The 21341-nt window shown below is 53.2% G+C and carries 14 protein-coding genes; 10 read left to right on the plus strand and 4 right to left on the minus strand.

Annotation, left to right across the window (positions count from 1 at the left end):
* From RNAN_RS12885 to RNAN_RS12900, 4 genes are all read left to right on the plus strand, one after another.
* Positions 1-2296 (plus strand): glycoside hydrolase family 16 protein (locus RNAN_RS12885; protein WP_040552153.1); only part of this gene is annotated, 2296 nt, incomplete at its 5' end.
* 23 nt (positions 2297-2319) lie between these two features.
* The gene (locus RNAN_RS12890; protein WP_008222447.1) at positions 2320-5331 is read left to right on the plus strand and encodes a TonB-dependent receptor; all 3012 of its coding nucleotides are present in this window, start codon (positions 2320-2322) and stop codon (positions 5329-5331) included.
* A gap of 171 nt (positions 5332-5502) precedes the next feature.
* Positions 5503-5766, plus strand: coding sequence for a type II toxin-antitoxin system ParD family antitoxin (locus RNAN_RS12895; protein WP_040552163.1), 264 nt, complete (start codon positions 5503-5505; stop codon positions 5764-5766).
* Entirely contained in the window at positions 5747-6049 is a 303-nt protein-coding gene (locus RNAN_RS12900) for a type II toxin-antitoxin system RelE/ParE family toxin (protein ID WP_008222451.1), read from the plus strand. The genes RNAN_RS12895 and RNAN_RS12900 overlap by 20 nt, the downstream gene beginning before the upstream one ends.
* Positions 6050-6131: 82 nt before the next feature.
* On the opposite strand, the gene RNAN_RS12905 is transcribed toward RNAN_RS12900, so the two are convergent.
* Positions 6132-8666 carry a glycoside hydrolase family 3 N-terminal domain-containing protein gene (locus RNAN_RS12905; protein ID WP_008222453.1) on the minus strand — a complete coding sequence of 845 codons (2535 nt, stop codon included), beginning with the start codon at positions 8664-8666 and terminating at the stop codon, positions 6132-6134.
* An 11-nt stretch (positions 8667-8677) separates the two neighbouring features.
* Entirely contained in the window at positions 8678-9922 is a 1245-nt protein-coding gene (locus tag RNAN_RS12910) for a sugar MFS transporter (RefSeq protein WP_008222455.1), read from the minus strand.
* A gap of 155 nt (positions 9923-10077) precedes the next feature.
* Between RNAN_RS12910 and RNAN_RS12915 the strand changes: the two genes are divergently transcribed.
* From RNAN_RS12915 to RNAN_RS12925, 3 genes are read left to right on the plus strand one after another with little or no spacing between them, the layout of a single operon-like run.
* Positions 10078-11412, plus strand: coding sequence for a GH1 family beta-glucosidase (locus RNAN_RS12915; protein WP_008222456.1), 1335 nt, complete (start codon positions 10078-10080; stop codon positions 11410-11412).
* Between the two features lie 12 nt (positions 11413-11424).
* Positions 11425-12780: a glycoside-pentoside-hexuronide (GPH):cation symporter gene (locus RNAN_RS12920; protein ID WP_008222459.1), complete on the plus strand. Its 1356-nt coding sequence runs from the start codon at positions 11425-11427 to the stop codon at positions 12778-12780.
* 21 nt (positions 12781-12801) lie between these two features.
* Complete coding sequence (locus RNAN_RS12925; RefSeq protein WP_008222461.1) at positions 12802-13806, plus strand: LacI family DNA-binding transcriptional regulator; 1005 nt, start codon at positions 12802-12804, stop codon at positions 13804-13806.
* A gap of 119 nt (positions 13807-13925) precedes the next feature.
* Here RNAN_RS12925 and RNAN_RS12930 read toward each other — a convergent pair whose 3' ends face one another.
* Complete coding sequence (locus RNAN_RS12930; protein WP_008222465.1) at positions 13926-15128, minus strand: MFS transporter; 1203 nt, start codon at positions 15126-15128, stop codon at positions 13926-13928.
* Positions 15129-15300: 172 nt separating this feature from the next.
* On the opposite strand from RNAN_RS12930, the gene RNAN_RS12935 reads away from it, so the two are divergent.
* Together RNAN_RS12935 and RNAN_RS12940 are read left to right on the plus strand one after the other, a co-directional pair.
* Complete coding sequence (locus RNAN_RS12935; RefSeq protein ID WP_008222467.1) at positions 15301-16746, plus strand: coniferyl aldehyde dehydrogenase; 1446 nt, start codon at positions 15301-15303, stop codon at positions 16744-16746.
* A gap of 2 nt (positions 16747-16748) precedes the next feature.
* Positions 16749-17399: a TetR/AcrR family transcriptional regulator gene (locus tag RNAN_RS12940; RefSeq protein ID WP_008222470.1), complete on the plus strand. Its 651-nt coding sequence runs from the start codon at positions 16749-16751 to the stop codon at positions 17397-17399.
* A gap of 2 nt (positions 17400-17401) precedes the next feature.
* Here the strand turns inward: RNAN_RS12940 and RNAN_RS12945 are convergent, their stop codons facing one another.
* Positions 17402-19432: a winged helix-turn-helix domain-containing protein gene (locus RNAN_RS12945; RefSeq protein ID WP_081502300.1), complete on the minus strand. Its 2031-nt coding sequence runs from the start codon at positions 19430-19432 to the stop codon at positions 17402-17404.
* A gap of 106 nt (positions 19433-19538) precedes the next feature.
* Between RNAN_RS12945 and RNAN_RS12950 the strand changes: the two genes are divergently transcribed.
* A complete protein-coding gene (locus tag RNAN_RS12950; RefSeq protein WP_008222474.1) occupies positions 19539-21341 on the plus strand; it encodes an alpha/beta hydrolase in 1803 nt (600 codons plus the stop codon).

Genomic DNA, 21341 nt, shown 5'->3' on the forward strand with positions numbered 1-21341 from the left:
GGACTTTAAATACGGCCGTTTTGAAATGCGCGCCAAGCTGCCATCTGGGCAGGGCTCCTGGCCAGCATTTTGGATGCTGCCAACCGATGAAGTCTATGGTGGCTGGCCAAAATCCGGCGAAATCGACATTGTTGAAGCGGTAAACCTGAAAACGGTGAATGCCGAAGGCGTGGCCGAAGCCAATGTGCACGGTACCCTGCACTATGGCCGCGACTGGCCTAACAATGAAAGCTCTGGTAAAGCCTATTTGCTGCCGGATGACATTAACCCGGCCGACGATTTTCATACCTACGCCATAGAGTGGCAGGAAGGCGAAATTCGCTGGTATGTTGACGGTTATCTGTATCAAACCCAGCGCGCCTCTCAGCTACGGCGTAATGCAGACGGTGTACCAGTGTCTTTAAGCCATCGTGGCTGGTTTGCCGAGTACTTTAATATTGCTACCGGCGAGCTCGAGACGCAGTGGAATGCGGCGCCTTTTGATCAGCGCTTTCACCTGTTGTTAAACCTGGCTGTCGGCGGTAACTGGCCAGAGAATGTGAATAACCTGGGTATTGATGCTGAAGCCTTTGCCAATGGCCAAACTTATGAAATTGATTATGTCCGTGTGTACCAGTGTGGCCAGGATTTAGACAGCGGCAAAGGCTGTGAAACCATACGCGCAGGTTACGATGACGCCGAGACGTTAGTAGAAGGTAAGGCGCCAAACCCGCCGCCACCGCCAAGTGGCATTCCACAAAACCTGACCATTTTCAGCGGCACACCTAACCCGAACTGGCCCGCCTGGGATTGCTGTGGTGGTTCAACCCCTGCTTTAGTGGACGATGCCGAGTTTGGCAGCGTGTATGAGTTTGTCGTCGGCGCCCAGCCTACGGTAAACGGTTTTATCAGCCGTACCGAATTTATTACCGATGAAAATGGCCAGGCCAGCCCGTTTGATGCATCACCATTATTAGAGCGTGGCAGCCTTAGTTTTGATATGCAGGTGGTGTCAGCGCCGCCTAGCCCGGATGCGGTATGGTTACTTAAAGTAGAAAGCAATAACAATAGCAACACCGGCTTTGCCGAAGTAGCGCTTAGCACCAGCAATGAAGGTGTAGCACCGGTAACTGGACAGTGGCAACGTTACACTTTTCCGTTACAAATGCTGCAAGATGCCGGTTTGGATTTATCCGGTATTGATGTGGTGATGGTGTTTCCGTCTTGGGGGCAAGGTGAAGGCGCTGTGTATCGCATTGCCAATTTAACTATTGCTCAGCCAGTAGAGAATATTGCGGTAGATATTTTTACCGACGGTGAAAATGCCGCCTGGGCAATGTGGAACTGCTGTGGCAACAATGCGCCTACCGAGCAGTTTGATGATGATGCCCATGGTTTAGTGGCCGAGTTCAGTATTGGCGCCGAGCCAACAGTCGTGGGTTTTAACAGCCGTGAAAATATCGGTGCTGGCGAGCCTTTCGATGCCTCAGCCATACTGGCGAACGGCCTGGTGCAGTTTGAAATGAAGGTAGTGAATGCGCCGACTAACCCGGATTCGACCTGGATGTTTAAAATTGAAGCGACCACCGGGGAAACTGTGTCAGCAGTAGAAATACCGTTAAGTAACGGTAGTGGTGGTGTGGAGCCGGTCACCGGTGAATGGGCCACTTACACTTTTAGCCTGCAAAGCCTGTTTGATGCCGGCTTAGATATCAGCGCCATTGACGTGTTAATGGTGTTCCCCGCCTGGGACACCGGCGAAGGCGCGGTATTCCGTCTGGATAACGTACGCATCTTTGACCCTAATGCCGTTGATAGTGAAATTACCCTGTTCCGTCATAACGTGGCGGCCAACTGGACTTTGTGGGATTGCTGCGCGGGCTCTACGCCACAGCGCGTGTTTACCGACGAGCCCTACGGTGCGGTAGCCCAGTTCGAAATTCTGGGGGCGCCAGAAACCGTGCTGGGTTTCCTGGCTAACACCAACGTGTCGCACGATGCCTCAGCCATACTGGCCAATGGCAGTGTCAGTTTTGACATGCGCGTGGTAGAGGCGCCGACTAATCCCGACTCAACCTGGCTATTTAAAATTGAGTCTTCTGGTGCGGCCACTGCCGTCGAGCTTCCGCTAGCCAATGGTAATGGCGGCCAGGCGCCGGTAACCGGCGAGTGGGCTACCTATACGTTTAGCTTACAGAGTTTATTTGATGCTGGTTTGGATATCAGCGATATCAACGTGCTGATGGTGTTCCCGACCTGGGGTACCGGCCAGGGTGCGGTGTATCAGATTGATAACGTTGAAATTTCTAATAACTAATTCAGCACGGTGAGATAATAAAAATGCGTAAATCAACTTTATTTACTAAAAATCGCGTCGCGCTTGCCGTGTCTGTGGTGTTAGGTGCCGGCTTGCTGTTGCCTGTGCAGGCGCAGCAAACGGAAAATGACAACGAAGCCAAAGACGTTAATGTCGAAATTATACAGGTAAAGGGTATTCGCGGCTCGCTGGCGCGCTCAATGGACATGAAGCGCGATGGCTCGGGCGTGATGGATGCCATTTCAGCGGAAGAAATGGGTAAATTCCCCGACACCAACCTGGCCGAATCGTTGCAGCGTATTACCGGCGTGTCGGTAAGCCGGGCCAACGGTGAAGGCAGCCAGATTACCGTGCGGGGCTTTGGTCCTGAATTTAACCTGGTGACACTCAATGGCCGTCAGATGGCCGGTACGGGTTTTTCCCGCTCGTTTAACTTTGAAAACTTATCTTCCGAGGGCGTCAGTGCATTAGAGATCTACAAAACCGCCCGCGCCGATGTACCGACAGGCGGCCTGGGTGCAACGGTGAATATTGTTACCGCCAAACCCTTGCAAAACCCCGGCGAGCGCTACTCGATAATGGCAAAAGGGCTGCATGACAGCTCGAATAAAGCCGGTGATGATGTGACACCTGAGTTAGCCGGTATTTACAGCAATACCTTTATGGATGACCGTTTTGGCGTTAGTGCTAACTTCTCCTTCCACCGCCGGGATTTCCAGCGCCAGTCGGCGAATGTCCGCTCTTGGCAGTTAAACCCGTCTTTGTCGGTGGATGCGGCAGATATTGTTGATGGCCGGCCGGTAGATGCCAACGGCGACGTTATTCCCCGCTTTTGGAGACCCGACGAAAACGGCGATTTACAGCCTGTTACGGCGGCATTTTTTCCGCAGGAAATCAGTTTCGCCCGTGAGGATATTCAGCGCGAGCGCACCAATGGCCAGGTAACCTTTCAGTTTGCCGCTACCGATAATGTGATCTTGACGCTGGATCACACTATTTCCAATGCAGTGACCGGTAATAACTCGCTGTCCTGGGGGGTGTGGAACGGTTCTTTCGGCGGCAACGCCAATGCCTATGAGTTAGATGAAAATGGCACGGCCATTTATTACAACTCATCCGGGGATGACGGCTCTTTTACCGGCTTTAGGGAAACTGCCGAAGTCGACTCCAAAGCTACCGGCTTTAATCTGGCCTGGGCGTTTTCTGATACATTAAGCTTTAACTTTGATGCACATACGTCTAAAACCACCACAGACAATGGCAAGGATAAGGGCATAGGAGCACAGGCGCGGGTTATTCTGGGCTCGGCTGCTTTGTCATCCAAGGAATATTTTTTCCGCGACGGTGATATTCCCGGCTACAACATCCGCTGGCTAAACGGCAGCAATGAACTTAGCCCGAATGAAATAGGCTCAAACTTCAGCATCTTCACCCGTACGCCGGGTGAATCAGAAGTTGATCAAGTTCAGTTTGGCGGCGAGTGGCTGCCTGAACTGGGTTATGGCCTGGCAGCTGTGTCCTTCGGTGCGGCGTACACCAAGCAATCGCTGAGCGGCTCTGGTGGCTCTAATAACGCCAACGCGCCGGGCTTTAACAACGGCACCTTTGCAGAAATTTTCCCGGATAGTATGTTTACCCGGGTTGACCTGAGTGACTTTTTGGATGAGTTCTCCTTTGGCGCCGGCGGCGTATCGCCTGGTTATGCCTATACCTTTAATATCGATGAAGCCATTACCCGGCAACTGGCAGCCCTGACAGAGGATGTGCTGGGCGCTGATGCCTACGAGATAGGCACTTTCGGGCCAGATATGTTCCCGGTGAATCGCATCGAGGAAGAAACCGTTAGCTTGTATCTGTCAACCGAGTGGGAATTTGAAGTTAAGGGCTACTATGTCGATGTGAACCTTGGTTTGCGCTATGAAGAAACCGACATTGTCAGCCCGGCGAAAAGCCGCGTGCCAGAATATGTGTATTGGGCCGGTGGTTCAGAGTGGCTGACACAGTTTGCCAGCGGTGGCGAACTGGTAGAGGTTGAGTTCACCGGTAACTATGACTTGTTGCTGCCGATGTTTGACGTGAAAGTCGATATCACCGATGACTGGGTGGGGCGCTTCTCGGCCGGCAAAACCATCACCCGGCCCGGCTTGGGGCAAATGCTGGGCAATCTCAGTCTGACGCCTTCACCTAAGATTGGCGCCCGAAGTGGTAGCCGTGGCAACCCTAATCTGAAGCCATTTGAGTCAACCAACCTGGATCTGTCACTGGAATATTACTATGGCGAAGCGAGCTACGCCGCCATAGGGTTGTTCTGGAAAGACGTTGACGATTGGATTGATAACTCACAAGTTACTACCACCTTCGAGGGCTTGCATGACGTGTATCTGGGCCAGCGCTGGAATGCGGCGGTTGCGGCCATCGAGGCACGTGGCGAGCAGGCTACCGACGGCGCTATTTACAATGAAATCGTTGCCAATGGCGTGGGTATAGGTGAAAACAACCGGGTGTTGCCAGACCCTAATACCGACCCCTTGATTCAGTGGACCATTAACTCGCCTGAAAACGTCGGCGCCCGGAAAGTGAACGGCCTGGAGTTTGCGGTACAGCATGTGTTTGGTGACAGCGGTTTCGGTACCGGCATCAACGCCACCCTGGTGGATGGTGATGTGGAGTACGATAACGTCGTGCTGGCGGCACAGGCGATTCTGCCGGGCTTAAGTAACTCGGCCAACTGGCAGGTGTTTTATGAAAAACACGGCTGGTCAGTCAAGTTAACCGCCGCCTGGCGTGACGAGTATCTGGCCGGCCAGGGCCAGCCAGACACCACCGACGCGCCGCCTAACTATGTTGAAGAATACTTACAGTGGGATTTAAGCGTTAACTACGCGGTAAACGACAACCTGACGGTATTTTTCGAAGGCATTAACCTGACCAACGAAACCGAGCGCAGCTTTGGCCGGTTCGAACGGCAGTTCCTAAGCGCTGCGCAATACGGCCCAAGGTATGCCATAGGTGTCAGATACACCCTGGGCAATTAATCCCAACCTAGCCTGATTCTCCAGGCTGGTAAGGCAGGCATCAAAGCCTCACTTTTAGCAGTGAGGCTTTTTTTATGGCTAAAAAGGTGCGGATAATTAGGTGGCGACAACCGCGTAGCATCTGATACGCTATACTGCACCAATAGTGTGATTATTGATGAGGGCTGGTTTATGACTGTAGTCAGAAAAACGATTACCTTAACTGAGCAGCAAGGTGAATGGGTTAAAACGCGCATTGCCACGGGAGACTTTACCAACGACAGTGAGTATTTCCGCGATTTAATTCGTCGCGATCAGGCCCGTAATGCAGAACTTGAGGTAATCCGCGCTGCCTTGGTTGAAGGAGAGCAAAGCGGTGTCAGCACGCGCTCGGTTGAAGACATTTTACAAGCAGCAAGAGCCAGGTTGAAACGCGATGGCACGATACCAGCTTAGCCGGCGCGCAGATCAAGACTTATTCGATATCTATATATATGGGGTACAAAGCTTTGGGTTTAAACAGGCCGATGCCTATATCACCGGTATGCAAGAGCGCTTTGAACATATTGCCGCAGCGCCTTTGTCATATCCTGCTGTTGATAGCATCAGAGTAGGGTATCGTCGCTGCGTGTACGGGGTTAACACAATTTATTACCGGCAAGAGGGAGATAATGTGTTAATCGTCCGTATTCTTCGGGCTCAACATGTTGGCAAAGCGCTGTCGGAAGATATCAGCTGATTGGTTAGTGTTTTATTTTCTGCAGATAAAAAACTGCCGGCTTTCGCCGGCAGAACACACACGAGAGAAATTGCTGGGGTTGTTAGTCGGCAGCGCAGCGCAGATCGGCGCTGGCGGCTTTGCCGGGCTGCAAGCGGATATCGGTGAAGCTTAACTCTGCCGTGCCACTGGCTTGCAGCGACAGCGGGGTGAAAATTTGGCTAAAGTCGGCGCCCTGTTTGGCAAAGCAGGCTAAATCGACGCTCAGGCTATGCCAGCTGTTAGCGGCCAGCGCTTTGAGCTGCGGCGCAATATTAATGCTGCTATTGCAGCTTTGCGCGCAGTCCATCCCCAGCAGTACTTGCTCTGGCACCGTGCCGGTATGCTGCAGTTCTATCACCAAAGCGCTGCCGCTTTCCTGATAAGCGCGCAAATCGGCCGGAAAGGCGCTGGTTAAGCTCACTTTAGCCGCACCGCTAAAGCTTAAGCGGCGGGCATCTTCCTGCACCTTGTTATCAAAGGTGCGCACGGCGATATTAGCCAACTGCGCCACACTGCTGTCCATGGTTTTACTGTCATCATTACTGTGTAACACCAGCTGATACGGCGGTTTTACCGCCCGCTCAAACAGCACTAAATCGTCCAGGCTGTTATCGGCTGCTACCTGCTCGTTCAGGCTGTTGCTTAAGCTGCCAGGTTTGCCATAGCGCAGGCCAAAGCCATAGGGCAGCAATGGCTGATACTCCGCATCACCGACATTCGCATGCTGCTGTGGTGTGGCGGGCCAGCTGAAAGATAACTTACCGTGAAAATCCATATTCACACTGCCATCGGCTTTGGCCATCACCACATCGGCCACGCCGACACCTTCACTGCCTGGCAGCCACACCGCGACAAAGGCATCTGACGCATTCAGCTCCGGGTTTACCCACAGCGGCCGGCCGCTGATAAACAGTGACACCACTCTAATGCCATCGGCTTTAAGTTTACGCAGCAGGGCTAAATCGGCTTTGTTACCGCGCTGGTACTCGAGGTTGTCTAAATCACCGTTACCTTCGGCGTAAGGCTGCTCGCCAAATACCACCACCGCCACGTCAGGTTTTTGCTGGTAGCGGCCATCGCGGCTAAGTTCTACCTTGCCGCCGGCAGCGTCAACCGCCTGTTTAATGCCATCATAGATTGAGCTGCCACCGGGGAAGTCACTGTTACTGTTGCCGGTGCCCTGCCAGCTAATGGTCCAGCCGCCCGATTGCATACCGATATTATCGGCACCCTCACCGGTGACCAGAATGCGCTGGGTTGGGTTAAGTGGCAGCAAATTGTCGTTGTTTTTCAGCAGTACCAGTGACTGCTGCACGGCCTGGCGCGCCACCGCGCGGTGCTCCGCCGAGCCAATCAGCTCCGTTTTACCCGACAGTGGCCGCAGCGCCGGGCTGGGTTTATCAAATAAACCCGCACGCAGTTTAACGCGTAAAATACGCCGCACCGCATCGTCGATGCGGCTTAGCGGAATGATACCGCTCTCCACTTGCTGAATTAAGTTGTAATACAGCGGCTTCCAGGCCGGCGTTGGCACCATATACACATCCAGCCCGGCCAAAGCCGCCTGGGCGCAGTTGTCATTAGTACAGCCCGGGATCTGGCCATGGCCGTTCCAGTCGCCCACCACAAAGCCGTCAAAGCCCATGCGATCTTTTAGCACCTCGGTTAGCAGGTAGTTGTCACCATGAATTTTGCTGCCATGCCAGCTGTTAAACGATGCCATTACCGTTTGCGCACCCGCCTGCAGGCCGCCGACATAGCCCTGGGCATGAATGCGGAATAAGTCTGCTTCGCTGGCGATATTATCGCCCTGATCGTCACCGCCAACGGTGCCACCATCGCCGACAAAGTGTTTTACTGTACTGATCACCCGTTCGCTGCCTAAAAAATCAGCGTCAGCCGCGCCCTGTAAACCGGTTACGATAGCGGCAGCGTAGTCGTGTACTATGGCCGGATCTTCTGAATAACCCTCGTAAGTGCGGCCCCAGCGGTCATCGCGCACCACGGCAACGGTAGGGGCGAACACCCAGTCAATGCCGGTCACCATCACTTCGCGCGCGGTAACGCGGGCAATTTGTTCAATTAACTCCGGGTTATTGGCTGCACCCAGGCCGATATTGTGCGGGAACAAGGTGGCGCCAATCACATTATTGTGGCCATGTACCGCATCGGTACCCCACATAGTCGGAATAGTGCTGCCGTCCAGGCTGTCGTCAACAGACGCCTGGTACATGGCTTCGGCCAGCGCTATCCAGTCGGCCGGCGTGGCGTGTTTGTTATCGTTCGGGAAGGCGCCGCCGCCGTTTAAAAAGGAGCCAAAACCGTATTTACGCATATCTTCAACGCTAATATCGCGGATTTCCGGCTGGATCATCTGCGCCACTTTTTGCGCCAGTGTCATGCTGGCCAGCATCTCACTGATACGCTGCTCCATCGCCGCGTCCTGTGCCACCGGTAAGGAGAGCCTGGGCCACATCTTGTCGGCACGTTTAGTGTCGCTGCCTGCCGTGCTATCAGGTGCTTGCGGCTGGCTGCAGGCAGCCAGGGCTAAGGCACAGCTAAGGGCGAGTAAGGCGGGTTTAAACTGAGTGGTCATTCTCCTCTCCTTCAGGCAGGGATTTTGGGTTTGCTGCCCACAGCGCCGTACCAGGCAATATAGACATAACACAGCAGTGGAATAATAAAGGCCAGTTGCACGCTAAAACTGTCTGCCAGTGCGGCCTGCGCCAGTGGCAGCACAGCGCCACCAACTATCGCCAGACATAAAATGCCCGAGCCCTGGCTGGTGTGCTGTTTTAAGCCGGCAATCGCCAGGCTGAAAATGGTCGGAAACATAATAGAGTTACACAGGCCCACTAACAGCACGGCAAACATCGCCAGTTTGCCTCCGGTGGTGATAGTCACTGCCAGCAATAACACCGCGCACAGAGCGTTAAACGCCAGCACCTTGCCCGGAGCCAGATATTGCATCACCACAGCGCCGATAAAGCGGCCTAACATGGCGCCACCAAAGTACCAGGCGATGTAATGTGAGGCGGTTTTGGCCTCTAAGGCGCCAATATCCGGCTGGGTAATAAAGCTGACTAAAAAGCTGCCAATGCCCACTTCGGCGCCAACATAGACAAAAATGCCCAGCGCACCCAGCACCAGATGGCGGTATTGCCAGGCAGCGCCGCTAATATTCACACCCGCGTCTTTCTTACCCAGTTTCGGCAGGCGTAAAAAGGCAAACACCAGCGCCATCACAATCAGCGCCGCTGCCAGAATTAAATACGGCAGCTGCACTGTTGATTCGGTGACTTCACCCGGCTTGGGTGCATCCATACCGCCAAAAATTAACCAGGCCCCAAAAAACGGCGCCACCGTAGTACCCAGCGAGTTAAAGGCCTGTGTCATGGTAAGCCGGCTGGAGGCGGTTTCGGGTTTGCCCAGCACGCTGACATAAGGGTTAGCGGCTACCTGCAAAATGGTAATGCCGCTGGCCAGCACAAACAGCGCCAGTAAAAACAGCGGGTAATAATGCGCAGCGGCCGCCGGGTAAAACAGCAAACAGCCGGCACCGGCGATCAGCAGGCCGGTGACAATGCCCGACTGATAACCAATACGGCTGACTAAGATGCCGGCCGGTACCGACACGACAAAATAGGCGCTGAAAAAGCAAAACTGAATCAGCAGCGCCTGGGTGTAACTGAGGTCAAACAAGCCTTTTAAATAGGGCACCAGGATGTCGTTTAAACAGGTGATAAAGCCCCAGATAAAAAACAATGAGGTAAGTGAAGTAAGCGCAAAGCGGTAATTGCTCTGGCCTGTTGACGCTGTTACGGCGTCATTGGTTATTGGTGATGCTGCCATCCTGCCCCCCGGCGATGTGTGTTTTTAATTGACGGCGTAAAAACTGCCGTCTAGTATAATGTAAGCGCTTTCATTTATAGCATATATCACGCTGTTGGCAATATTTTTATTGTCTGTGCCTGGCACCGCAGCCCAGATGGAACCTAGCAAAACAGATGAACATAACCTTAAATGCTAACTCACCTCTGCTACAACCCAACTTTGTGTTTGGTGTGGCCACTGCAGCCTTTCAGATTGAAGGGGCGGCCGAACGCCGTGAGCCCTGTATCTGGGATACCTTTTGTGCCACCCCAGGCCGGATTAAAGATGGCTCTGATGGTCTGGTGGCCTGCGACCATGTTAACCGCTGGCGCGACGATGTCGAGCTGATTGCCGCGCTGGGGGTAGACGCCTATCGCCTGTCTCTGTCCTGGGGCCGTATTATCCGCCGCGATGGCAGCATCAATACCGAGGGGCTGAATTTTTACCTGCAGCTGTTGGATGCGTTAAAAGCACGTAATATCAAAGCCTTTGTTACGCTGTACCACTGGGATTTACCGCAGTACCTGCAGGATAACGGTGGCTGGTTAAACCGTGACACCGCCTATAAGTTTGCCGATTACGCCAAGGTGGTGGCGCAGGCGTTTGGCGACAGGGTGTACTCTTACGCGACGTTAAATGAGCCGTTTTGCAGCGCCTATTTAAGTTACGAGGCCGGCATTCACGCGCCGGGTGTGCAAAACCGCCAGCAAGGCCGGCAGGTAGCGCATCATTTGTTACTGGCACATGGCCTGGCCATGCAGGTGTTGCAGCAGTACGCGCCGCATGCGGTGAATGGCATAGTGCTGAACTTTAGCCCCTGCCACCCGGCGACAGACAGCGCAGCCGATCGCCGTGCTGCGAAGATGGCCGATCAGTACCACAACCACTGGTATATTCAGCCGTTATTAGAGGGCGGTTACCCGCCGCTGCTGGACGAGCTGGCGCCTGGGGATAAGCCGGTGATACAAGACGGCGATATGGCCATTATTGCCCAGCCGCTGGATTTTCTCGGTATTAATTACTACACCCGCACTGTGTACCGCGCTAACAGCAAAGGCTGGTTTAGTGATGTACCGCCAACTACGCCGCCACTGACCGAAATGGGCTGGGAAATTTACCCGCAGGGCTTAACCGAAATTCTGTTGGCGATGCACCAGCGTTACCCACTGCCGCCGGTATACATTACCGAAAATGGCGCGGCGATGGCGGATAGCCTGCACGACGGCCAGGTGGCCGATGATGACCGCGTGGCGTACTTTCAGCAGCATTTGCAGGCCACTGAAGATGCGATTAACGCTGGCATGCGGATCGACGGCTATTTTGCCTGGAGCCTGATGGATAACTTTGAATGGGCCGAGGGCTACGCCAAACGCTTTGGTATTGTCTATGTTGACTATCAAAGCCAACAGCGTACGCTAAAACACAGTGCCATGGCGCTGCGCGACCTGTTCGCCGGCCGCAAAAAATAACAGGCGGAGCTGATGCTGACCAAACGCGAAAAAGTGGCCTATGGCCTGGGCGATACCGCCAGCAATATCGTGTTTCAGACGGTAATGTTGTTTTTAACCTTCTTTTACACCGATATTTTTGGTATTTCACCGGCTGTGGTCGGCACTATGTTTCTGCTGGTGCGGATTATCGATGCCGTAACAGATCCGCTGATGGGCGCGCTGGCCGATAAAACCACCAGCCGGCATGGTAAATACCGGCCCTATTTACTCTGGCTGGCGCTGCCCTTTGCGCTGTGCAGTGTACTGGCCTTTACCACGCCCGACTTATCTGCCAACGGCAAGGTGATCTATGCCTTTGCTACCTACACCCTGTTAATGCTGGCCTATACCGCCATTAATATTCCTTATTCGGCACTGGGTGGCGTGCTAACGGCCGAGCCAAATGAGCGCGTATCCGTGCAGTCGTACCGCTTTGTGTTTGGCATGCTCGGTGGCCTGCTGGTCACCGCCTGTACCCTGCCGCTGGTAAATTTTTTCGGTAATGGCGATAACGCCAAAGGCTATCAGCTGACCATTGCGGCCATGAGCGTGCTTGGGCTGCTGCTGTTTTTGCTCTGCTTTGCCGGCACCAAAGAGCGGGTTAAGCCGCCGGCCAATCAACAGTTAACACTGCGCGGTAGCTTTGCCTCGCTGTGGCAAAATGATCAGTGGCGTATTTTGTGTGTGGCGGCATTTTTCCTGCTCACCGGTATGGTGCTGAAAAACACCCTGGCGATTTACTATGTGAAGTACTACCTGCTGCGGGACGATTTAATCACCACCTTTATGACGCTGGGTATGCTGGGTAATATTGCCGGCTGTGCGGTAGCGCAGTGGCTTAGCCGTTATGTCGATAAAGTAAAAGCTTATATTGGCCTGCAACTGATCTCGGCGGCTATTTGTATCGGCAGTTTTTTCATCTCGCCACAGCAACTGTGGTTAGCCATTACGCTCTATGTCGGCTGGTGTTTTTTCCTGCAAATGGCCACACCCCTGCTGTGGGCGAAAATGGCCGATACCGTTGACTATGGCCATTATAAAACCGGCATCAGAATTACCGGTCTGGTGTATTCGTCAATTGTGTTTTTTATCAAACTGGGGCTGGCACTGGGCGGGGCTTTGGCCGGTTGGCTGTTGGCGTTTTATGGTTATCAGGCCGACAGCGTGCAAACGCCGGCCGCTGCGCAGGGCATACTGCTTAGCTTTACGCTGTTTCCGGCGCTGGGCTCCGTGGTGGTGGCGCTGGTGATGAGCCGCTACCGCTTAACGGTGGCGCGGGTACAGGCTATTCATCAGCAGCTGCAGTCTGGGCAGAGCGCGCCGGCGCATGCTAAAGTACCAGCCTAAACCAACGGCTGCAGGCAGAGCATGGCAACCATTTATCAGGTATCAGAATTAGCGGGTGTGTCGCTGGCCACCGTATCGCGGGTAATGAACAACAATGCACGGGTCAGCGAAAAAACCCGCAGCAAGGTGTTAGCAGCGATGGCGCAGCTGGGTTACCGGCCCAACTCTATTGCCCAGTCGCTGGCGTCTAACCGCTCTAACAGCGTGGGTATACTGGTATCTGAATTACATGGCCCCTTTTATGGCGATATGCTGGCCGGCATTGAAAACGAGTGCCGTGCTGCCGGCAAGCACGTTATTATTGCTGCCGGCCACAGTGAGGAAGCCAGTGAAATAGACGGTATCGAGTTTCTGATCAGCCGCAGCTGTGATGCGCTCATTCTGCACGTTGAAGCGGTGTCAGATGACTATTTGATCAAGCTGGCGGCGGGTAATATTCCTATCGTGCTGATTAACCGTTATATCCCGCAACTGGCTGACAACTGTATTTGTCTGAACAATGAATTAGGTGGTTATCTGGCCACCAAACAACTGTTGCAACAAGGCCACCGGCAACTGGCGTATATTGCTGGCCCAATGTGGAAAAGCGATGCTAAAGATCGCTATGCCGGCCATTTAAGGGCTATGGCGGAATACGGGGTAACATTTAATCCGGCGCTGTTTGCCGAGGGCGATTTTCAGGACAGCAGCGGCAGTGCCTGTATGCAGCAATTGCTGGCAAAAAAGCTGCCATTTACCGCCTTAGTGTGCGCGAACGATGAAATGGCCGCCGGTGCGATAGAAGTGGCGCGTGAACATGGCTTGCAAGTGCCGGAGCAACTCTCGATAGTGGGGTTTGATAACCTGATTTTAGCCCGCTATATCCACCCTAAACTGACCACCATCGATTACCCGATCGGCGAAATGGGCCGCATGGCAGCGCGTTGGGTGCTAAAGCATATTTATCAGCACCAGGCGCTGGCGCTTAAGCATCTGTTTGAGCCAGTGCTGGTGTGCCGCGAGTCGGCTTGTGCACTCAATGTCTAAATTTTAACACCAGGCCATACCCGGCTGCAGCAGCTGTATACCGCCGGCTTGCCAGCCCCACCAGGCGGCAGCCAGCAGCAGAGCCAGTAACAACCACAGGGCTTTTAACCAGTGCTTTTTCATGCGTTTACCAGTTTGGTTGTAGCGGCGTGCTCTTTTACCGGTAAATTCAGTACTGCCGCCATCACACTTAGTGCGATAGCGATATACCACACCAGATCATAGTTGCCGGTCCGGTCATAAATATAGCCGCCAAACCAGCCACCGAGAAAGGCGCCCAGCTGATGAAACAAAAACACGATACCGCCCAGCATCGACAAATAGCGCACACCAAAAATACTGGCGACAGTGCCGTTGGTCAGCGGCACCGTCGATAACCACAGCAACCCCATCGCCATGCCAAACAGGTAGGCGCTCCAGTTGGTTAACGGTGCCAGTAAAAAGGCAACAATGACCACGGCACGCAAGCCATACAATGCACTTAACAGTAGCGGCTTAGACCAGCGTCCACCCAGCCAGCCGGCGCTATAGGTACCAAAGATATTAAACAGGCCAATCAGCGCCAGCACTGTGGTGCCCACGGCAGGGGCCAGCTGGTGGTCCAGTAAGTAAGATGGTAAATGAATACCGATAAACACTACCTGAAAACCACAGACAAAAAAGCCCAGCGACAGCAGCCAAAAGCCTTTATGCGCCGCCGCCTGGCGCAGCGCCTGCTCGATACTTTGCTGTGGCCCGCTCGGTACCTCGCTAACCGGTGTGCGCAGCATAAAAGCCAGCGGCGCTATTAATAGCGCCAGCAGCGCCAGTGCAGTTAAGGCGGCGGCCCAGCCCAGTTGGGTGATCAGCAGCAAACTGGCCGGCAGCATAATAAACTGGCCAAAGGAGCCGGCTGCGCTGGCAATGCCCATCGCCATACTGCGTTTTTCCGCCGGCACTGCCCGGCCGATGGCGCCAAGAATAATGGTAAAAGAGGTACCCGACAGCGCCAGGCCAATTAATACACCGGCGCTAAGTGCCAGTGTGACGCCGCTGCTGGCCAGCGCCATGGTGGCCAGCCCCACGGCATAAAATAAACCGCCAGCCAGTACCACTTTTTTTGCGCCGATACGGTCGGCCAAAGCACCGGTTAATGGCTGGGTCAGGCCCCAAATCAGGTTTTGCAGTGCTATGGCCAGGGCAAAGGTTTCGCGGCCCCAGCCAAATTCATCACTCATCGGCGTTAAAAACAGGCCAAAGCCATGACGGATGCCCAGCGCTATGGTCAGCACCACAGAGCCACCTAACATAATGTAAAACGCCGATTGCGCTTTTGCTGACATGGCCAGGCTCCGCGAAAATAAACGCTTGTTGCGCTAACAGGTCGCCAGCTTAGCAGTTTCGCGCCAACAATGTTATTGGCTAATCGTCGTAAGCTCTGGGCTAATTGACAAAGTGACCGGCGGTCACTAACCTGCAAAATATAAATGACCAACAGTCAGTTTTGAGGGGTGTATGAGCCAGCCTGTTACCGATAGTAATAACCATCCGGCTTTTGCCCGCTTTGCCGCTTGTCTGGCGCAGCAGCGCGCGGCGTATCATGCCAACCCGGTGCCAACGCTGGCACAAAGGTTGGCCGATTTAGATGCGCTTAAAGCGCTAGTCCGTGATAACGAAGCGGCGCTGGTTGAGGCGGTAAATGCTGATTACGGCAGCCGTTGCCGCTTTGAAACGCGTTTTGCAGAAATTTTAATGGTGCTGGAGGATATCAGCCGCACGAAAAAGCAGCTGAAAAAATGGTTAAAGCCGCAACAGCGCCATATCGACCGGCTGCTGTTTCCTACCTCCAGCTGCACTGTGATGCCACAGCCGCTGGGCGTGGTGGGCGTTATCGTGCCGTGGAACTTCCCGATTATGCTGGCACTGGCGCCGCTGGTGGCCATTTTTGCTGCCGGCAACCGGGCGATGGTGAAAATGTCCGAAAACTCAGCGCAGTTAGCCAGGCTGCTGATTGAACTGACGCCTAACTATTTTGCCGCCGATAAACTGCAATTTTTCGCTGACGATAATGGCTGCGGTCCGGCGTTTTCGGCCCAGCCGTTTGATCATTTATTTTTTACCGGCTCGGCGCAAACCGGTCGCGCGGTAATGGCCAATGCAGCCAAAAACCTCACCCCGGTCACACTGGAGCTGGGCGGTAAATCCCCGGCGGTGGTGGCGCCAGACTTTGCGCTGGATAAAGCGGCTGATCGCATTCTCTGGGCCAAAGCCTTTAACGCCGGCCAAATTTGCACCAATGTCGATTATCTGTTTCTGCCAGCCGGCAGCGAGCCAGCTTTTACCGGGCTGGCGCTTAACCTGATAGCACAGCGTTACCCTGATATAAACAGTAACGATTACACCGCCATTATCGACGAGCGCGCTTATCAGCGTTTGCAGACGATGCTGGATGATGCAATGAGTAAAGGTGCCACGGCAGTAAACCTGATGCCCGGCCAAACGGCTGTGCCGGGCTTACGCAAATTTCCGCTTACCCTGCTGTTTAATGTCACCGATGAGATGCAGGTAATGCAGCGGGAGATTTTCGGCCCACTGTTGCCGGTGAAAACCTATAACGATGCCAGCGAAGTGATCGCTTACATAAACAGCAAACCCAGGCCGCTGGCGTTTTACCCCTTTACCCACGATAAAGCCCTGCAACAGCGCTATTTAGCCGAAGTGATGTCCGGTGGCGTTACCCTTAACCATGCTATCTTGCATGTGGGGCAGCATGACTTGCCCTTTGGCGGTATCGGCGACAGCGGTATGGGGCATTATCACGGCTATGAAGGCTTTTTAACCTTCAGTAAACTGCGGCCGGTGTTTAAGCAGGGCGCTTACAACAGTGTCAGTATGCTGTTGCCGCCCTATGGCAAGCTGGCGGAGAAAATGACCGACTGGCTGATTAAGCTAAAAGGGTAAGCATGAAACAAAATGCCATTAGCCCAGAGGCCAAAGCGCAGCGCCGCGCCGATTTTCTGCGCTCAGCCAGAGCGCTGTTTTTACAGCAGCAACAATTGCCGGCGGTGGCTGATATTGCTTTTGACACTGGTTTAGCCAAAGGCACGGTGTACCGCTACTTTCAAAGCAAAGAGCAAATCTTCCTAGCGCTGTTAAGCGAAGACTTTACCGCTTTGTTTCGCCAGCTAAAAAGCGTGATTGCCAAACTGCCAACGCCACTGAGCGCCGCAGCCGGGCCTTTTGCCAAACAGTATCTGCAGCTGCTGCAACAATCGGACAGCTTACTGCCACTGCTGGCGCTACTTAATGCTGTGTTGGAGCAAAACCTGCCACAGCCGCAGTTACTGGCATTTAAGCAGCAGCTGGCGCAAGCGCTGGATGGCTTAGGCACCCAGCTGGCTGCACGTTTTACCGAGCTGACGCCGGCCAGTGCCAGCCAACTGTTACTGCACAGCTATGCCTTAACGCTGGGCTTGTACCAAAGCACGCACATGCCTGCATCGGTGTTGGCAGTGGTGCAACAGGCCGGGCTAAGCCAGTTGCAGCGTGATTTTGTCACCGAGTTAACGCAGGCGCTCACAGCGCTCTGGCGCGGTGCGGCTACCCAAGGGTAGGCCTATTGTGGTTGCAACTGCAGCCGGTAGATATCACCCTGTAAACCGCTATGGCGGGCATAAACGGTGATTCCGTCACGAACATTGAAGTGCCGGACAAAATGCGACGGCTCGGCAAACCAAAGTGTAGTATTTAAACCAGCCAGATCTAACTGATAAATACCCTGGTCTGGCTGATAGTAATACAAGTTACCTTGTTCTATCTGCCAGTTTAACCAGTTAATTTTGTCAAACTGTGCCAGCAGCAACTGCTCCTCATTTCCGGTCAGAGCTTTGCGCCACAAACCATCCTGATGGAACTTACTAAAATACAGTGCATTTTGCCAAATGCGGCCACTGTAACCACCCTGCTCGGTTAGTTGCTGGAATACCTGAGTCTGGCGGTCATATAACCACAGTTGCCAGTCACCACTACGGCGGCTGCTAAACAGCAGCTGTTGCGGCGTTGCGCCAAAGTTAATCACACCGACCTGTTGCTCAGCAGGCAGTGCTGTACTCAATGTGCCCGTTGCTACATCCACCAGGTAAGCGGCATCGTCTTTGCTAAATAGCAGTTGTGTATCATCGGCCGACCATTCCAGTCTTACAAAGCCGGGCTTACCGGGTAGCTCGGTCAACAGGCGCTCGGTGCCGGTTTCATCCTGCAACCACAGCTGGTAATGTCCCTGTCGGTTACTTAGAAAGGCAAGCTGCGTCGCCTGATGTGATAGGCGTGGCATGGTATCGTGCCGGGAGCTATCTACCCGCAGTGTTGTCTGGCCCTTGCTTTGTTGCCAAATATCACTATTGAGCTCTGTGCTACTGAAATAAAGTTGCGTGCCGTGTGATACCAGCGTATTCAATGGTGTAGCGTTATGATACACCATGTTCAATTTGCGGCTGTCCAGCTGATATCGGTACAGCTGCTGCCCGGCGACTAATAGCAGGGTGTTATCGTCATACCAGATTAAACTGGTAAACCGCTCAGGTAACTCGTGGTAGCTGCTAATACGTCCGCTGTCGGGTGCCAGCAACAACAATGCTGTGCTGGCGGGTGACAAATAACGCAGTACTGCCAATTGCGATGCTGAGGCTGCCAGCGCAATATCACCCGAGCCGTTATAGTCAGTATGCAACAGCGTTAACTGGTGTACCGCGCCACTGGCCAGCGTTAGCTGATAAATCTGGTATGGCTGGGTTTTGTCTGCGCGTTGGCGAAAGTAAAGTACCTTACCATCTGGTTGCCAACTAAGCAGCGGTACATTATCGACCGGACAAGTGTGTAATACGCTGGATGTGGTGGTTCCGTTGTCATTCAAATCCAGTGGCTGTAGCAACACCTGACAACGGTGGCTGTCCTGTCGGACAAAAGCAAATTGGCTACCATCCGGGCTAATAGCCGCATTACTGCTTTCCAAGTGCGATTCTGTAACTGCCTTGTGCTGCATATCTGTCAGGGTATTCAGCCAAATCTGCGTTACACCTTGGTCTGACTGCCGCTGATATAATAAACGGTCGCCGGCTAGATTAAGGCTAAGCTGTCTTTCAACACCATTGAAACTGGTGTGCGGTATGGGCTTAGAGAGGTGAAGGCTCACTGGCTGTGTGTTGAAAAACCAAACTGCCAGAATAATAACAAGCAGAGTAGTTAGCCAGACCAGCACAGGCCGATGGTAACAAAAGCTGCGCCAGCCCTTCGGCCGCGGCACGTGCACCATGGCAGCATCCGAGAGTGGTGGTTGCAAGCGATAACCCAATTTGGGTACTGTTTCTATGTAATCCTGCTCTGGATGCACAGCATTAAACGCTTTACGTAGTACTGATACCGCGCGGTTTATTGCACTGTCACTGACGATACGACCTTGCCATGCCTGGCTGATCAATTGTTCACGACTGACAACTTGCCCCGGTAACTGCAACAGGCATAACAAAAGTTGGTGCTGGCGAGGCTCAAGATACAATTGCTGCGAGCCCATACCCAGCCGACGTTCCTTAGCATCATAGTGTACAGGCCCAATTTGCCAGCAATCATTCTGGGGTTGCTCAATTGTCATAACGGTGTCGGTAAGCTTTTCATCACAATATCATCACACTTTACATCACGGCAGATGGCGGCATAGTGCTTATGCTAGCGCTGTTACAGGTTAACAGGAAATTAATATGAAACGCTACATCAATGCTTTACTCGTCATATCCCTAATGACGCTGACAGCCTGCCAATCATCAGAGGATAATGCGGATACATTATCTAACTCCACGGCAACGAAAATTGAGCTTAACGGCCGCAGCTACTTATTAGCGTTGCCACAGCAGTATCAGCCGGGTAACAGCTATAAACTGCTTTTAGCTTTTCACCCTTCAGGCGGCTCGAGCGAGTTCATGCGAAGTATCAGCCAGTTTGAAAACCTCAGTGCGGACTATATTGTTGCCTACCCTAAGTCAGAACAAATCGAGTGGAATGAGGGCTGTGACTGCAACGTAGCACATCGTCTGGGCGCTGATGACCTGGGTTTCACCTTACAGGTTATCAATGATGTCAAAGCACGGCATCAGGTAACCGAAGGTGAGGTTTATGCTGCGGGTTACTCACAAGGTGGACTTTTTGTACAGAATCTGGCTTGCAACCTCAGCGCCAGTTTTAAAGCTGTTGCCGTGGTGGCTGCGCCTATGTCGGTGCAACTGGCTGAAAGCTGTGCACCCCAGCAGCCGGTCTCGGTGATGATGGTGCACGGCACGGCTGATACGGCATTGCCATATCAGGGGCTGGTACACAGCAACTTTGGCTTGATTGGTTCGCCGGATACCATCGCCCTGCTGGCCGGTAAGAATGACGGGCTACCCTATGCGTTAGATAAAAGCCTGAGCAGTAATGTCAGCCTGCGTAGTTACCATAATGGCCGGCAAAAATTTCAACTGTACAGTATGAAAAACGGCGGCCACAACTGGAAGTACACTGATTTCGACACCAGTAAAGAAATTCTGCGCTTCTTTGCCAGCGCTGAGCAGCCAGAATTGCCCGAGCATTCGCGCCTAATCAATACAGAGCAAGGCCAGTTTCATGTCAGAGCAATGGGACAGAACAACCCGGGCCCAGCTGTGGTGTTATTGGCTGGCCCCAATTACAACTATCATAGTGACAGCGCCTGGTTTGCTGCACTGCAGCCATTGCTGTCTGAGCAGTATCGGGTTTATAGCATAGACCGGCTGGGTAATGCCTACAGTAGTAGCAGCGATGAGTTATCTTACCGCCGTTTTGCCGATGATCTGGCACTGGTACTGCAGCAACTGGAAGAAACACACATTACCGTGGTGGCGTTTGCCAGTGCCAGTATCAGTGCACGCTGGTTTTATCAGCTACACCAGCAACAGTTTGATATTAACGCCATGTTGTATATCGATCCGGATATCCCACTGCCACATTCTGTAAGTTTGTATCAGGGCTATCCGGCTGATTGGTACAAAGTCAATCTAGACGCTTTACTGCCGCATCTGGCTGCTGGCAACTGGACACAAAGAACGCGGGATAAACTGACACTGGAATATCAGGAAGTACAGCAGTTGGTCAGTAGCAACGACATAGCGATAGATTGGAGCTATTTTGAGCAAATTATGCAATTGCGTTTACTGATCCCACAACAACAAGCCAGAGCCAGAGAAATTGCCGCTTACAGTGCTGATTTAGACAGTTACGCCACACTGCCGATGATTACCTCAATACCGGTAAGCGTGATCGATAGTGACTTTGAGCAGCAGCAAATTGCGCAGGTGGACGATGATGCAGAGCTACTGGCAGCATTAGAGCAATGGCAGCAGGAAGGCAGTGCCTGGAGCGCCGAGCAGGCTTCAGTATCTAACGGCCAGTATATAGCGCTGACCAACAGCGACCATCTGGTGCCGCTTGAGCAACCATTGCAAATTAAGCAGGCGTTGGATTGGCTATTCAGTCAGTTACAGCTTGACTAA

The sequence above is a fragment of the Rheinheimera nanhaiensis E407-8 genome, from assembly GCF_000296695.1.
Taxonomy (GTDB): Bacteria; Pseudomonadota; Gammaproteobacteria; order Enterobacterales; family Alteromonadaceae; genus Alishewanella; species Alishewanella nanhaiensis.